The 13,855-nt window shown below is 51.7% G+C and carries 16 protein-coding genes; 3 read left to right on the forward strand and 13 right to left on the reverse strand.

The genetic code is table 11. From position 1 onward, the window contains the following. Positions 1-11: 11 nt before the first annotated feature. The 5 genes from IJ22_RS09910 to IJ22_RS09930 all read right to left on the reverse strand — a co-directional run bounded on the left by IJ22_RS09910 (position 12) and on the right by IJ22_RS09930 (position 4,447). Positions 12-1,091, reverse strand: coding sequence for a 2-keto-3-deoxygluconate permease (locus tag IJ22_RS09910; RefSeq protein WP_062408697.1), 1,080 nt, complete (start codon positions 1,089-1,091; stop codon positions 12-14). A gap of 408 nt (positions 1,092-1,499) precedes the next feature. Next, positions 1,500-2,108, reverse strand: a complete 609-nt coding sequence (locus IJ22_RS09915; RefSeq protein ID WP_235594295.1) for a superoxide dismutase family protein — start codon at positions 2,106-2,108, stop codon at positions 1,500-1,502. 69 nt (positions 2,109-2,177) lie between these two features. Then, positions 2,178-2,858 carry a GNAT family N-acetyltransferase gene (locus tag IJ22_RS09920; protein ID WP_062408698.1) on the reverse strand — a complete coding sequence of 227 codons (681 nt, stop codon included), beginning with the start codon at positions 2,856-2,858 and terminating at the stop codon, positions 2,178-2,180. A gap of 21 nt (positions 2,859-2,879) precedes the next feature. After that, positions 2,880-3,740, reverse strand: a complete 861-nt coding sequence (locus tag IJ22_RS09925; protein WP_062408699.1) for a carbon-nitrogen hydrolase family protein — start codon at positions 3,738-3,740, stop codon at positions 2,880-2,882. Next, a complete protein-coding gene (locus tag IJ22_RS09930; protein ID WP_062408700.1) occupies positions 3,737-4,447 on the reverse strand; it encodes a class I SAM-dependent methyltransferase in 711 nt (236 codons plus the stop codon). Before IJ22_RS09930 ends, IJ22_RS09925 begins: the two co-directional genes overlap by 4 nt. 279 nt (positions 4,448-4,726) lie before the next feature. Here IJ22_RS09930 and IJ22_RS09935 point away from each other — a divergent pair, with 279 nt between their 5' ends. Beyond that, positions 4,727-6,877, forward strand: a complete 2,151-nt coding sequence (locus tag IJ22_RS09935) for a DNA topoisomerase III (protein WP_062408701.1) — start codon at positions 4,727-4,729, stop codon at positions 6,875-6,877. A 102-nt stretch (positions 6,878-6,979) separates the two neighbouring features. On the opposite strand, the gene IJ22_RS09940 is transcribed toward IJ22_RS09935, so the two are convergent. Continuing rightward, on the reverse strand, positions 6,980-7,279 hold the full coding sequence (locus IJ22_RS09940; protein ID WP_062408702.1) for a hypothetical protein: 300 nt from the start codon (positions 7,277-7,279) through the stop codon (positions 6,980-6,982). Between the two features lie 6 nt (positions 7,280-7,285). Next, positions 7,286-8,194 (reverse strand): TIGR01777 family oxidoreductase, encoded by a 909-nt coding sequence (locus IJ22_RS09945; RefSeq protein WP_062408703.1) that lies wholly within the window; start codon positions 8,192-8,194, stop codon positions 7,286-7,288. Positions 8,195-8,333: 139 nt separating this feature from the next. Here IJ22_RS09945 and IJ22_RS26540 point away from each other — a divergent pair, with 139 nt between their 5' ends. Beyond that, complete coding sequence (locus tag IJ22_RS26540) at positions 8,334-8,483, forward strand: hypothetical protein (protein WP_201023611.1); 150 nt, start codon at positions 8,334-8,336, stop codon at positions 8,481-8,483. A 457-nt stretch (positions 8,484-8,940) separates the two neighbouring features. On the opposite strand, the gene IJ22_RS09955 is transcribed toward IJ22_RS26540, so the two are convergent. From IJ22_RS09955 to purT, 5 genes are all read right to left on the reverse strand, one after another. Then, on the reverse strand, positions 8,941-9,744 hold the full coding sequence (locus IJ22_RS09955; RefSeq protein ID WP_054818249.1) for an alpha/beta hydrolase: 804 nt from the start codon (positions 9,742-9,744) through the stop codon (positions 8,941-8,943). 33 nt (positions 9,745-9,777) lie between these two features. Continuing rightward, positions 9,778-10,119: a bacillithiol system redox-active protein YtxJ gene (gene ytxJ, locus IJ22_RS09960; RefSeq protein WP_062408704.1), complete on the reverse strand. Its 342-nt coding sequence runs from the start codon at positions 10,117-10,119 to the stop codon at positions 9,778-9,780. Positions 10,120-10,142: 23 nt separating this feature from the next. After that, the gene (locus IJ22_RS09965; protein WP_062408705.1) at positions 10,143-10,646 is read right to left on the reverse strand and encodes a metallophosphoesterase family protein; all 504 of its coding nucleotides are present in this window, start codon (positions 10,644-10,646) and stop codon (positions 10,143-10,145) included. 226 nt (positions 10,647-10,872) lie between these two features. After that, positions 10,873-11,142, reverse strand: coding sequence for a hypothetical protein (locus tag IJ22_RS09970; RefSeq protein ID WP_054818248.1), 270 nt, complete (start codon positions 11,140-11,142; stop codon positions 10,873-10,875). Between the two features lie 117 nt (positions 11,143-11,259). Then, on the reverse strand, positions 11,260-12,438 hold the full coding sequence (gene purT / locus IJ22_RS09975; protein ID WP_062408706.1) for a formate-dependent phosphoribosylglycinamide formyltransferase: 1,179 nt from the start codon (positions 12,436-12,438) through the stop codon (positions 11,260-11,262). Between the two features lie 178 nt (positions 12,439-12,616). On the opposite strand from purT, the gene IJ22_RS09980 reads away from it, so the two are divergent. Then, positions 12,617-12,952 (forward strand): winged helix-turn-helix transcriptional regulator, encoded by a 336-nt coding sequence (locus IJ22_RS09980; protein ID WP_054818247.1) that lies wholly within the window; start codon positions 12,617-12,619, stop codon positions 12,950-12,952. Between the two features lie 115 nt (positions 12,953-13,067). Here IJ22_RS09980 and IJ22_RS09985 read toward each other — a convergent pair whose 3' ends face one another. Continuing rightward, positions 13,068-13,805, reverse strand: coding sequence for a YhcN/YlaJ family sporulation lipoprotein (locus IJ22_RS09985; RefSeq protein WP_054818246.1), 738 nt, complete (start codon positions 13,803-13,805; stop codon positions 13,068-13,070). Between the last annotated feature and the right edge of the window lie 50 nt (positions 13,806-13,855).

Below are 13,855 nucleotides of genomic sequence, written 5' to 3' on the forward strand. Positions count from 1 at the left end.
AGATCTGCCTATTAAATATCGTCGAGACGTCCGTCGATTCCCCTGCTTTTTTGATATTTATCCCACAAAATGACCGCAAGCGGACACATTAAAGCCGTAGACAGCGTTGCTATTGAAATTTGAGCCGTAGCAATGGGAACAAGGTCGGCATAGGCTTTAGCCATTTCCGGAGCCATCGCCCCCGTGGATGCGGATACGGCTGCTGCGGCTGCGATTGCGGCTGGTGTTCCTGCAGCATTACCGGCCGTACTTGCTTCTGCCCAACCGGAGATAGTGCTTTTCTCCCGGAATAGTTTCAACGCCAGAACCATTCCTGCACCTGTTAACACGGTTGTCATTATTCCCAAAAGCAGCCCCGCGCCAACAACTTCCGGATTAAAGAAGTTCGCTAAATTCATTCCTGCCCCTAACGCAAAAGCAAAAAACGGAACAGGGAGGGTTTCTCCCGGCTTCAAGAATTCCCTGATGTCCGGATCGAGATTACCGAGAATCATACCGATCGCAATCGGCAGCAAAACCGCAATAAAAGCGATCACAGGGAAGTTCGCCCCCATTAACCCCAGGGCCATCAAAGTGAAGAACGGACCGTCGTTAAGGGAAAGAACAGATACCGCACCGACATCTGAACGATTCCCGTATTGCCCGGTCAAAGCGACATACATGCCCCCGTTTCCATTAGTCATGGCCCCGATAATTGCTACCGTTGAAAGCCCCAGTAATCCGGACATCGGATCAAACATGGAGCCTAATGCAAAACCGACAGCGACTCCGACAGCGTACTTCGTTAGCGTTAGAATGATTCCTTTTTTAAGAGATCTCCCGCCCACTTTCAGATTCATCTGGCTGCCTGCGCAAAATAAGAACAAAGCAATTAGCGTCAAAGCTCCAGTCGTGAACAGCGCTTCCGAAAATCCCCCGATTCTCATAAACTCGTAGTATCCTTTAGCATTGGGGGCCACCCCCAGTGCTTTAAGCGCATTCATAATCCATGGAATGTGCATTTGATCAATGGTATTTAACAAAGCTCCGAACAGCAGCGGGACAACCATCAGTCCGCCGGGTACCTTTTCAATTGTCTTTTTGATCTGCATATTGATCCCTCCGTTAAAAATAACCTGCTTAAATAAATGGGTTTTATGAACGCGCTTACAAATCGATAGGGAAAATTGACATCACACAAACGATGCACCCGCACCGTTTTGTGCCATTTTTAAACTCAACGATCGAAAGAAAGAGAGCCTTTCTATTCGGATTATACTACTAAATCAATAATAAATACCATTAAATGAATGAAATAGTTTAATTTTACAACACCCCGCTGATGAGAGAAGATCCAATAAAAAAGCCTGCCGCAGCAGTTTTTTGTCTAATCCACACGAAAAAAGACTGCTTTATGAGCAGCCCCTTTCAATCCGTATATCCGTTTAGTCCAAGATTTCCCGTACCTTAGTCCGGATCCCGCTCCGCCTTCGTCATTGCCCCCGATTGTTCTGCCGGTGCTATCGGATAACGCCGCAAGCAATCCGGGCGCCTGCATTTCCAGCCGGTTCAGTCCTATTGTCGTCCGCCTTTTCATGAATGATCAAGGAAGTCCCTCCGGATTTCAGCAGCGAGTTCGGCTGATCCCGCACCAGCGTCAGCTGCTTTGCGACATATTCGAATTTCACCTTGCCTTCCGGATTCGCTTCCAGATTCGGAAGATCACCGGCATGCGAGCCTTGAGCGTTTCCCATACCGTGCTGGTGTCCTTGCGGGTTGAAATGACCTCCTGCCGATTTGAAATCCGGCGCCTCGCATTTGCCGTTCTCATGAACGTGAAAGCCGTGCTGGCCCGGTGTCAAATGCTCCGATTCCAGCTCAATACGAACCCCTTCGCTCACCTGAGTAAGCCTGGCTTGGCCAATCGGTTTGCCTTCAAGACCGATCAGCTGCACATGGACCTCATCCTTGGTTTCTTGAGCCATGACCGCCTCGCTGTCATTCATTTCGTGTTGTTGATCCTTTGGTTCGCCGCCTGCGCCGAACCATGCACGAGGATCTGCTTGACAGCCGACCAGCAGCAATAGCAGTGCTATGGCCGCTGCGGCAATATACGCTTTAAAATTCAAAAAAGCTCCCTCCTAACGGTTACTTGTACAATTGATCATTGTAACCAATTTGGGGAGCTCTAAACCTCATTATCCGCGTTGCTGTATAAACGGATTCCGCCATTCCATCAGCATCGCATAATTATGGGACTCTTTGTCTTCCAGATAGTTTTCCACCAGCTTGACCGGCGTACGGCCGCAGCGCAGCAGAAATGTCATCACCGGGTCCTTCAGCTTCCCGTCAAGCACATGGCGCACATACACCTCTGCCGGCATCGTATCCGCATACTTGTGATAGCCGGGAAGACGGCCGCCGCCAAGCAGCCGTACCAGCTTGAGCTGCACGACAACCTCGTACATCGACATCATCAACCATTTGCCAAGTCCCAGCTTCCTGTATGCAGGCCGGGCCGAAATATCGACGATATACAATGTGTTTCCATTGGGATCATGATTGCGGATATAACCGCCGTCCGTCATTTCCTCCCATGTATGGTCCGCGTGAGCGGGATCGAAATTCACCCGCAGCCCGGTTATCGAAGCGGCCAATTCCCCCTCGATTTCCACACAAAGCGCACCCTCGGGAAATAACCTCACGTGGTTGCTCAACTGTTCTTCGTTCCACCACAGCTCCGAAGGAAAAGGCGGCGGGAAGCTTTCCTGTTGAATCCGGATCAAGCCTTCAAAATCATTCTCCGTATAGGAGCGGATCGTTGCCTTGACGGAACGATCCTGTTCAAACACGTAAAGTTCCTTACGGTAAAAAGCCATCTTACCGCTCCTCCCTAGCCTTTAACTCCAATCCGTATACAAGTCCGTCCGGCGGTCTCTCCACGTCGTAACGGAACCTTTCTCCCGAACCTCGTACAATAATGTCAGATCGAGATCTCCGGTAATGACCATATCAGCATTGATTTCACCAGCCGTCATGATGCCGCCCGGCGGAAAAGGAACGTCGTTAGGCGTAATGATCGCCGCCTGTCCGTAATTGCCGCGCATAAAATCAACCGTCGGCAGCGACCCGACAGTACCCGTTGTGACAACGTACACTTGATTCTCAATCGTACGCGCATGACAAGTATACCGCACCCGGTGAAAGCCGTGCCGGTCATCCGTGCAGGAAGGACAGAACAGAACGTCCGCTCCGCGCGCTTTGGCCATCCGGACAATTTCCGGGAACTCCATATCATAGCAAATCAGCATCGCGATGCGGCCTTTATCGGTATCAAAAACGTGAATTCCATCTCCGGCCTGCATATTCCATTCTTTCACTTCTGTAGGGGTAATATGCAGTTTCCGCTGCTCCCCTACCTTGCCATCGGGATAAAATAGAAACGCCGTATTGAACAGCTTGCCCTGCTCTTCGATGATATGCGTTCCCCCGATGATATGCATCCCGGTTTCCGCCGCTAAAGACTTGAACAATTCCATGTACTTCTCCGTATATGAAGGCAGCTCTTCGATCGAAAGCGCCTTTTTGCTTCCGTCTTTGCCGATCGACATCAATTGCGTTGTGAACAGCTCGGGGAACAATACGAAATCCGATTCGAATTCCTCTGCGGTTTTGACATAATGAGTCACTTGGGAGGCAAACTCCTCAAAGCTGTTAATGGTATGCAGGTGATATTGAACTGCCGATACTCTTAATTTCATGTTGTTCTCCTTTCCGTTATGTCCATTATGGACCCGTCTGAACCGGGCTCCTCTTCTGTTGTTCCTTCAAGAATATCCTGAATCGGGTCGAAAAACAATATGTGCGGTTTTTTCATGCACCAGACGGTCATGGATCGCTGCCCTTCCACCTGTACGGTCTTGATCGGATCCACGAACTGGCCGTGCAATTTCTCCGCCATGCGGTGAAGCGCTCCGGCGTCTACCAGATACCTTTCGCTGCCGTCGGGCAGCTCAAAGCGATTCCCACCGAGCGGACGGACCTGATTCTCCATTCCAATCGTGGAGGCCAGACGCGCAAAAAATAAACCGCCCGGTTTGAGCACACGCCACATCTCCGAGACCATCCGCTGGAAGTGACGTTCGTCTTCCGCAAAATGCAGCACGGCACAGGAAATCACGACATCAAACGTACCGTTGGCGAAACTCAGCTTCTCTACCGATTCCACACGAAACTGATCCGCCGGCAGCTCGTTATTCAGTTCCAGGGCTAGCTCGCGAACCTTGCGAATCGCCTGCTCCGACCGGTCCACGGCGAATACGTCATAGTCTTCCTGCAGGAAATAGACCAGATTGCGTCCCTCTCCGCAGCCCGCATCAAGAATGCGCATGCCCGGGACGATCCGGCCTTTGAGCAGCTGGTCGAACAAATGAATGTCCATATTTCCGAATAGTTCCTTCACATTCATGCAGCCGGATTCACTCACTTCCAGATGGTGGCGTTTGTTCGATCATTATACCATCATCAGCGGCAGAAAACTACGATGTGTCTCAAGTGAACTCTCATTTCCAGGGAGTACCGCCACAACTGTTCGAAAATCCAAGCGTCAGCTATTTCATCCATGGTTCATGAACAGTTTGACATGATCCGACGAAATTCCGCAGGCTTTATCGGAGGGAACAACTGTTGTATACTGAGGATTCGAGGAAGGCAGTTTTTTGTGAGCGGATAACGGAAAGGAGCATTTATGAAATCATTAGTTCTTGCGGAGAAGCCGAGCGTGGCCAAAGAAATCGCCCGTGTGCTCGGCTGTACACAGAAGCATAAGCACTATATAGAAGGTCCCTCCTATGTGGTCACTTGGGCATTGGGACATTTGGTCACGCTTGCCGAGCCGGAGGAATACGACCCAAAGTACAAAAGCTGGAACCTTGAAGATCTTCCGCTGCTTCCGAAGCGCATGAAGCTGAAGGTCATTCGGGAGACGGCGCCTCAATTCAAAGCCATCGCCCAATTGGCCGGCCGCAGCGATCTGAAAGAGCTGATCATTGCTACAGACGCAGGACGCGAGGGCGAATTGGTGGCCCGATGGATCATGGAGATGATCCGCTGGAGAAAACCGTTCAAGCGGCTCTGGATCTCGTCGCAGACGGATAAGGCTATCCGCGAAGGATTCGCTTCGCTCAAGCCGGGTCCCTCCTACGATCCGCTCTACCGTTCTGCGGTATGCCGCGCGGAAGCCGATTGGCTGATCGGACTCAATATTACGCGCGCATTAACCTGCAAGCATAACGCACAGCTGGCCGCCGGACGGGTTCAAACGCCTACGCTGGCGGCTCTGATGGATCGCGAACGGCAGATTAAAGCGTTCCAGGCCAAAGATTATTGGATGCTGCGCGCACAGTTCGGCTCATTCCAAGCCGTGTGGCGAAGCCAATCGCAGCCGGACGGGCGCCTGTTCGACAAATCGGCGGCCGACGCGCTGCTGAATCGTCTGAACACCGTTCGTTCCGCCAAAATATCCCGGTTGAAGGTAACGGAGAAAACCGAGCCCCATCCGCTCGCTTACGATTTGACGGAACTGCAGCGTGATGCGAACAAGAGATTCGGATTTACGGCCAAGCAGACATCGAATGTGCTGCAGCGGCTGTACGAGCAGCACAAGCTGGTCACCTACCCGAGAACCGATTCCCGGTACCTTTCATCGGATATGGTATCCACGCTGCCGGATCGGCTTAAGGCGCTGCAGCTACCGCCTTACGCTGCCTGGGTCAAACCGCTGGGGAACAAGCCGCTGCCGGTAACGAAGCGCATAGTAGACGACAGCAAAGTATCCGACCACCATGCGATCATCCCCACCGACGAGCGCCCGCAGCTGCAAAGCTTGACCGCAGATGAGCGAAAGCTTTATGACATGATCGTACGCCGGTTTATCGCGCTGTTTTACCCTGCCTTCCGGTATGACGAAACGTCCGTTACCGTTGATATCGGCGGTGAAAGCTTTCATGCCAAGGGCCGGATTACACGTGAAGCGGGCTGGAAAACGCTGTATGAAGCCGATTCAATGGCTGCTGACGATGAAGTGGAAGATGCTGCGGAGGATGACACTTCTTCCCGCCAATCGCTTCCACCGCTTCAAGAAGGCCTGGAACTGAAAGAGATCCGGCTGAGCTTACAGAAGCAGACGACCAAACCGCCAAGCCGTTATACGGAAGCAGCTTTGCTGTCGCACATGGAGAAGCACAACCTCGGGACACCGGCCACACGGGCGGACATTATAGAGAAGCTTCTGCAGACCGATACGATCGAACGGCGGATGAACACGCTGCAGCCTACCGGCAAAGGCGTTCAATTGATCGAGCTTGTCGTGCCCGAGCTTCGCTCCCATGAGCTTACTGCCGCATGGGAGCAGGAACTGGAGCGGATATCCAAAGGAAAAGGCGACGCCGATGCCTTCATGGAAAGCATCCGTAAACAAACGCAAGCCATCGTGAATCAGGTTAAAGCAAGCGCAGCGGAATACAAGCCTCACAATTTGACGAGCTCCCGCTGTCCTGATTGCGGCAACCCGCTCCAGGAGATCAAGGGCAAACGCGGAAAGATGCTGGTTTGCAGCAGCCGGGAATGCTCTTACAAGCGCGCAGCCGAGGTGCCGTTATCCAATAAACGCTGCCCTCAATGCCGCAAAAAGATGGAAATTCATATGGGGAAAGCGGGCAAATATGCCCAGTGCCGTCCATGCAACGTTATAGAGATGCTTGGCGAATCGGGCAGCAAAGGCGGGCGCGCGGCGAAGCGCCAGCAAGCGCAGTTAGCCAAGCAGTATAGTGACAATGTGGAGCTGACCTCCAGCCTCGAAGAAGCGTTCAGGGCCGCACTGCAGAAAAAACAGGAATAGCGGCGGAGCACGAATTTCACTCCAATGCAGGATGAAAAAAAGGGTTGTCAGCTCAATGACAACCCTTTTTACTTGGTCCAAACGCCTTCATCCCCGATCCGCTTAACCGATCCGATGCCTTACCTCCCGCTCATAGAACGACCTAAGCTGCTGCTTCTCCGATTCCGTGAAGCGAAACTCGCAATCCCGCCCTTCGTCCTGCGGCACGATATCAAAGATCTCGCCGTCATGCGTACAAATGAGCAATGCGCTGAGCTCTTCAAATCCTTCCGGCGGCACTGATCCGTCGGCCAACCGGAAGCGCACCTCGACATCGATCCATTGCTCATCTCTCGGTTCGATGCGGGCTTCCATCCGCTCAAATCGCAGTTCTTTCAGCTCTGTACCCCCATAAGCAATCATAATCCTTTACTTCACCGCCTTGATCTCTGGATCCAACAGATCCTTTAACGCCATCTCAAGCACCGGGAAATGAAATTGAAACCCTTGGTTAATCGCCACATCCGGAATAACCCTTTGTCCTTCCAGCAGCAGCATCGACATTTCTCCAAACATGAGCTTCAACACGAAGGAAGGAAGCGGAAATCCATACGGCTTATTCATGAATTTGGCCAGCTGTCTTCCGAACTCGTCATTGGTAACAGGCTGCGGCGCCGTGGCATTCACCGGTCCTTCGATGTCTTCCTTTTCAATACAGAATTCGATCAGTCGGACGAGATCACGAATATGAATCCAGGACAGCAGCTGCTTGCCGCTGCCGATACGGCCGCCTAAGCCGAACTTGAAAGGGAGGCTCATTTTCGGAAATGCCCCTCCGTCCTTGGCGAGCACCACTCCGATCCGCAGAAGAACAACGCGAATATCCGGAATCAACTCCGCCGCGGCTTCCCATTTATCCGCAACATTGGACAGGAAATCATTTACGTTAAGATCGCTGTCTTCCGTAAAGCTGGCACTTTCCGAACTGCCATAGATCCCTACGGCCGAGGCATTGATCAGCACCGGTTTGTTTTCCATACGTTCGATGATGCTTCGTACCCGCTCGACGGAATCCAACCGCGATTGCAGGATGCGCTCCTTGGCCTTTGGCGTCCACCGTTGGTTAATGGTTTCACCCGCCAAATTGACGATCGCATCGACCCCTTCGAGAGGTTTTATGCTTTTTTCCAGTTCTTCCCATGTGATATTGCGGATTAGCGGATGCTCGGATTTGTGCTTTTGCCTGGAGATGAGTAAGACGGTTGTCTTTTTATCTAAAAAATATTGGGTCAGGTGTTTTCCTATAAAGCCTGTTCCCCCTGCAATGGCCACTTTCATGCTTTTCCTCCGCTCAATCGTAAAATTTGCTATGAGACTCATTATATATCAAAATGTAAGCTCGAACAAAGAAAAGTCAAGACGAATCGTTCTTGCTGCATGATTTCGTTCCGCCATATCATACAGATGAGGTGAAAAGATGGAATCCAAAGAAGCGATCGAGCATTTTGTCATGTATTTGCAAACCATAAACCGCCATTTACGCTCCCAAACGTTCGATCAGCAGGAAACCTCCCTGACCCGTGTACAATGGCTGCTGATGCGAAATCTTTACCGGAACGGAGCCTAAACGATCGGGCAGTTGGCCGGTCATCTGGACGTTCGCTCCAGTACGATGTCGCAGTGGACCGTCTCGAATAAGCGGGTTTGGCCTACCGGGAAAGCAGCGAGCCGGATGCCCGCGTGAGATGGGTGAAGCTGACGGAGGAAGGCAAACGTGTGATTCGCCAAACCAAAGCGTTGTGGGCGCAAACCTTATCCGAACCGTTCGAGCAGTTCAGCGAAGCTGAAAGACAACAGTTCTTGGAGTTTATGCACCGTTTATCCGAAGCCCTCCCCGCCAAAAAAGCGTTAGTTTCTCAGGGCGGTATCCCGCCGGTTCTCCGATGGATCTCATCCCCTGGATCAAGAAGAACCCGAAGGGGCCTACCCGGTCCGGGAATCACACCTCGCTCAAAAAAACAAAAAAAGGCCCGCTTGCCTGGGAACCAGCCAGAGTTCCAGGCAGCGGGCTTTCTGTTTGAGGGTCAGGTTTGGGTTGAAGGAAAGCTTCGTTCGATGAAGCTCAGCGCTTCGGGCAAATGCCCTCCGAAATAGTCCCAATTGTGATCTCCCTCAAACTCCATATACTCATGCTCATATCCAAGCTGATCCAGCAGCGCCTTGTAAGCGGAGTTCAAAGGATATAAGTAATCGGAAAAGCCGCAGTTAAAATGCAGCGCCGGCCGATTTTTCTCCCGGACGCGCCGCGATGCAAGCACGTGCAGGTCAAGCTCCTTTACGTAGGACCCATGCACCGGACCGGTCATCCGGACAACCTCGGAACGAAGCATTTGCTCGGTCATCAAATTCGCAGACATGAGCGCCCCGGATATGCTGGCTGCCGCACCGAATACGTCCGGATTTCGCAGCGCGAGCACGAAAGCGCCGTAACCGCCCATGGATAATCCGCACACCGCTCTTTGCGTACGGTCAGCGATGGTCCGAAACTCCCGGTCGATGGCGGGAATCACGTCGTACAGTACATAATCCTCGAACCGTCCGCTGCCGTCATACCAGTTTACATAGAACGTTCCGTGCCCGTATCCACCGTCGCTAATCATCACTACGATGCTTTCCCGGAGCGCTCCGGAGGAGATCATATCATCAAGCGTAGCTTCCGCATTCCCCTTGACGATCCAGCTGGTTTCATCGCCATTCAGCCCATGAAGCAAATAAATAACGGGATACCGCGTTTCCTCGGACTGCTCGTAGCTTGCAGGAAGGTAGACATGACAAACTTTTCTCGAGTACAACGCGCCTGAAAAAAACGAAAACGGCTTCACACTCATTCGATCCCTCTCCTTTGCTTGTTTCGGTGCGCATTAATTCAGAACGGCACTCATATGCTGCTTGGTGATAGACCAATGGGAGGTGTTCCAGACCGTTACTTTATTTTTGATATATAAAATTTGCGGAGACGCATGCTTGATCCCCGTATCCTCAGCGATTTGATTGGATACCGGACGGGATTCAATCACTTTGACAAGGATGTAATCGACATCGGTATTCGGGTTTTTGCTCAGATAGCCTTCAAATTCCTCCAAAGCGTTGGCGCTGACCGGACAAGCCGTGCTATGCTTCAGCACCACAACCGGCTTCGAAGTGGTACCTTCAAAAATGGTGTTCCATTCCTCGTTCGTCGTAATCTCTTTCCAATGTGCCATGTGTTCCGCTTCCTTTCATTTCTTTATTTATGATCGTAATAATGATGTTCGGCTTCCACATCCGCGCCAAGGCGAAGAATGCCAAAGGAATAACGGGGCTGCCGGCGTTTATCGGTTGGCGAACCGGGATTGAACAGTAGTATTCCGTCTTTTCTTTCCAAATAGGGCGTATGCGAATGTCCGAACAGAATAATATCAACGGTCCCCTTACCATCCGAATCCCAAAAAGCTTGAAAAGCCGTATCCGGGGTTGAACGACCTCCATCGCCGTGAATCAAGCCAATCCGGTAACCCGCCAGCTCCAGCACCTTTCGGCGGCCGAATCTGCGGACGATTGCGGGTCCGTCATTGTTACCGGCAACGCCGTCTATCGGAGCCAGGTCGGCGAAGAGATCAACCACCTCTTCATCAATCCAGTCGCCCGTATGAAGGATCATGTCCACTCCCCGAAGACCTTCTACCAAATCTTGAGGCAGTGATTGGGACCTTCTGAACATGTGTGTGTCCGAGACGACGCCGATTCGCATCGAACCCCATCCTTCCTGATTTGTTTATCCCTTTATTTTACCATAATTGCTCTTAAAAGAAAAAGCTCTTTACCGACGTCTCAACGAGAAAAGCCGCCTTTCTCGTTGATGCGCAAGGCGGCTCAGACAACTAAAACCCATAAGCCTATGCGCTCATGGGTTTATACAGTCCGGTAATGGTTTGTACGGGTGCTGCCGCAAACGGTCTGCGGACGGCATGAAGTACTTATGGCATGCCTGTCAAATTCAACGCTTGCGAGGAAATATCCTCTTTAAAACGTCCCATGCAGTTGCACAAATAATCTTTACGGCAAATCGGGCAAGGCTCTTTGAGCAGACGGTTAATATGAGTAACCTTCGCGCCTCCGGAAACGTCTTGTTCGTAAATAAGACGGCAAACCGTCCGGTCCTTGAGTTGAGCTACGATTTCGAATAAACCGTTCTTCGAATTGTGACTGACGATTTTGGCATCAACGACTTGAGGATTATATGCCATCTTCAGCACCTCTTTCCTTTATGTATTAAAGCGGCAATCCGTTTGCAATATGAATCATATCGTTTTTTAACACTCTCCGTCAAGCGACCTGCCCTGTCATTCACATGAAAAGGCCCTTCACTGGTATTCGATCCTCAGGCTCGATGCCGACTCCTTAGCCTGCTTCCGCGCCTGTTCAACGGTATCGGCCGAACTGAGCGCCACGGCCATACGGCGGCCTTTCTTTGTCTCCGGTTTCCCAAATATCCGCACTTGCGAATTCGGAACCGCCAGGGCTTCCTCAAGCCCTCCGATCCGGAATGTTTCCGTCTCCCTATCCGCCTTCAAAGTATAGGAGGCTCCTGGCGTCAGAAGACGAATCGTCGGAACAGGAAAACCGAGAATCGCCCGGACGTGCAGCGCAAACTCAGACAAATCCTGCGTTACCATGGTAACCATCCCTGTATCGTGAGGACGCGGACTTACTTCACTGAAATAGACACGATCCGGAGCCAGGAACAGCTCGACACCATAAATCCCTGCCCCGCCCAGCGCATCGGTAATCGATTTTGCTATATGCTGCGCTTCCCGGATCTGCGCTTCGCTCATGGCATGCGGCTGCCAGGATTCGATGTAATCGCCGTCCTTTTGAATGTGCCCTATAGGCGCACAGTACGTCGTACCGGACACCGAACGAACCGTGAGCAGGGTAATCTCCGAATCAAAATGGATAAATTCCTCCACGATGACACGCGTTTTTTTGGCGCGTCCCCCTTCCATCGCGGCATTCCATGAGGCTTCTACATCATCCGGAGTGCGGCAAATGCTTTGTCCTTTCCCCGAGGAGCTCATGATCGGTTTAATGACGCATGGAGTGCCAATTTGAGTGACTGCGGCTCGCAGCTGTTCCAAACTGTCGGCAAAGGCAAATTTGGCCGTAGGCAGGCCAAGCTGTTCCGCTGCAAGTCTGCGGATTCCTTCGCGGTCCATCGTGAGTCTGGCCGCCGTTGCCGTTGGCACAACCTTGTATCCTTCCCGCTCCAAATCCACCAGCGTCGGGGTCGCGATCGCCTCGATCTCTGGAACGATCAGATCCGGCTTCTCCTGCTCGATGACCCGCCGCAGCTCTTCGCCGTCCAGCATGTTTATAACATAAGACCGATGAGCCGCCTGCATCGCCGGAGCATTGGCATACCGGTCCACGGCAATCGTTTCTACACCAAGCCGCTGCGCTTCGATCACTACCTCTTTCCCCAGCTCGCCCGAACCGAGCAGCAGCATTTTTTTGGCTTGTCCAGATAGCGGTGCACCATACATGTAAACGTTCCTCCCAAAATCTTATCATTTTAATGCCTAACGCAGTTATACTGTACTTGAAATGATTTTTCAAGAAAATTTTAGAAAGCCGGCACATAAAAGCTTAAGATTATATTTTAACAACCTTACAATTGTCAAGTTAATTATGTTAAAATAGAACCAAGAAGAGGTGAAGACGATGACAGAAAACTCGCAACCTGTATGTGCCAGGCAGCAGCTTTGCCCTAAATTCGAAGCTGCTTTCGAAATACTCGGTAAGCGCTGGAGCGGTCTGATTATCCGCGCTCTGCTCGAAGGACCATGCCGTTTCAAGGATATCTCCGAGATGATCCCCGGCATGAGCGACCGGATGCTTGCAGAGCGGTTCAAGGAGCTGGAGGCGGCCGGCCTGATCAGCCGAAATGTTTATCCGGAGACACCGGTAAGAATCGAATATCAGCTGACGGAAAAGGGAAAAGCGTTAGAGCCGGTAATGGATGCCGTGCAGAAGTGGGGAGAAACGTGGGTCAAGTGACCCCGTTTCCATCCTGTTGATATTAAAAGTTTTTTATGTATGCCAATCACATATCGCCATTCGGATATTAAAAACTCCTGGTACCGGTTGGATTACCCGACACAGGAGTTTTTTGTCATTTCCTTGTATTCGTATCGTCTGGAAATACATATTGAACCATCGTATTAAACTCGTTCATATAATCCGTAAACGTGCCGCGCTCTTGCTCCTCCTTGGCGTATAGGCGGATCCGCTGCACGAAATTCGGATTGGCCGACACGTATACCTGATCAATATTTGTCGGGGCATGCTGCAGCACCAGCTTTCGGATTTCATCCGACAAGCTTGTCGATAAGCCGCCGTTCTCCGTCCAGGAATACTGGTTCGGACCTCGCTCTGAAGCAAATATGCCTACGCCGCCTGCAGGTGTAATCCGGTATTTCATCATGTCGGGCGAAGCTTCTGAATCCGGATTATGGCCTTCCATGACGACCGCTACATAACCGTTCACTTCGGTAAGCAGCACCTGCGCTTCCTGAATTCCGGGCAAGCTTTTCACCCTCTCCGCCAACTGCGGGTCGAAACCGGCCGTATTCGTCAAATGAGGGTTGGTCATATCGAGCTGCTCACGTCCGCTGTACTCCGTACCCTTACGATTCTGCTGCTCATCCACCCAGCGCTGCTTTACACCGAGGGACGGGTCCTCGTTGTTTCGCGAATCCCGGTCAAAGAGCGCCTGCTGGCGGTAATCCTCCATGCCTCCTCCAGGACGGCTGGCCTCGGGCTTGTTTCCTGCACACGCGCCGAGAAGCAGCAAACAGACTGCCGCGGAGAAAAGGAATAACGGGCGCTTCCGGTTTATGCTTATGTTCATCCTTCGATCGTCCCTCCTGTTGCTTGTCTTGATCGACTCACGCTTAGGAT

The sequence above is a fragment of the Paenibacillus naphthalenovorans genome (genome assembly GCF_001465255.1).
GTDB classification, from domain to species: domain Bacteria; phylum Bacillota; class Bacilli; order Paenibacillales; family NBRC-103111; genus Paenibacillus_G; species Paenibacillus_G naphthalenovorans.

Coding starts and splice junctions, on each gene's coding strand:
- IJ22_RS09910 (WP_062408697.1), bottom strand. CDS start 1,091: ATGCAGATCAAAAAGACAATTGAAAAGGTACCCGGCGGACTGATGGTT.
- IJ22_RS09920 (WP_062408698.1), bottom strand. CDS start 2,858: ATGGCTTTTTACCGTAAGGAACTTTACGTGTTTGAACAGGATCGTTCC.
- IJ22_RS09925 (WP_062408699.1), bottom strand. CDS start 3,740: ATGAAATTAAGAGTATCGGCAGTTCAATATCACCTGCATACCATTAAC.
- IJ22_RS09930 (WP_062408700.1), bottom strand. CDS start 4,447: ATGAATGTGAAGGAACTATTCGGAAATATGGACATTCATTTGTTCGAC.
- IJ22_RS09935 (WP_062408701.1), top strand. CDS start 4,727: ATGAAATCATTAGTTCTTGCGGAGAAGCCGAGCGTGGCCAAAGAAATC.
- IJ22_RS09940 (WP_062408702.1), bottom strand. CDS start 7,279: ATGATTGCTTATGGGGGTACAGAGCTGAAAGAACTGCGATTTGAGCGG.
- IJ22_RS09945 (WP_062408703.1), bottom strand. CDS start 8,194: ATGAAAGTGGCCATTGCAGGGGGAACAGGCTTTATAGGAAAACACCTG.
- IJ22_RS26540 (WP_201023611.1), top strand. CDS start 8,334: ATGGAATCCAAAGAAGCGATCGAGCATTTTGTCATGTATTTGCAAACC.
- IJ22_RS09955 (WP_054818249.1), bottom strand. CDS start 9,744: ATGAGTGTGAAGCCGTTTTCGTTTTTTTCAGGCGCGTTGTACTCGAGA.
- ytxJ (WP_062408704.1), bottom strand. CDS start 10,119: ATGGCACATTGGAAAGAGATTACGACGAACGAGGAATGGAACACCATT.
- IJ22_RS09965 (WP_062408705.1), bottom strand. CDS start 10,646: ATGCGAATCGGCGTCGTCTCGGACACACACATGTTCAGAAGGTCCCAA.
- IJ22_RS09970 (WP_054818248.1), bottom strand. CDS start 11,142: ATGGCATATAATCCTCAAGTCGTTGATGCCAAAATCGTCAGTCACAAT.
- purT (WP_062408706.1), bottom strand. CDS start 12,438: ATGTATGGTGCACCGCTATCTGGACAAGCCAAAAAAATGCTGCTGCTC.
- IJ22_RS09980 (WP_054818247.1), top strand. CDS start 12,617: ATGACAGAAAACTCGCAACCTGTATGTGCCAGGCAGCAGCTTTGCCCT.
- IJ22_RS09985 (WP_054818246.1), bottom strand. CDS start 13,805: ATGAACATAAGCATAAACCGGAAGCGCCCGTTATTCCTTTTCTCCGCG.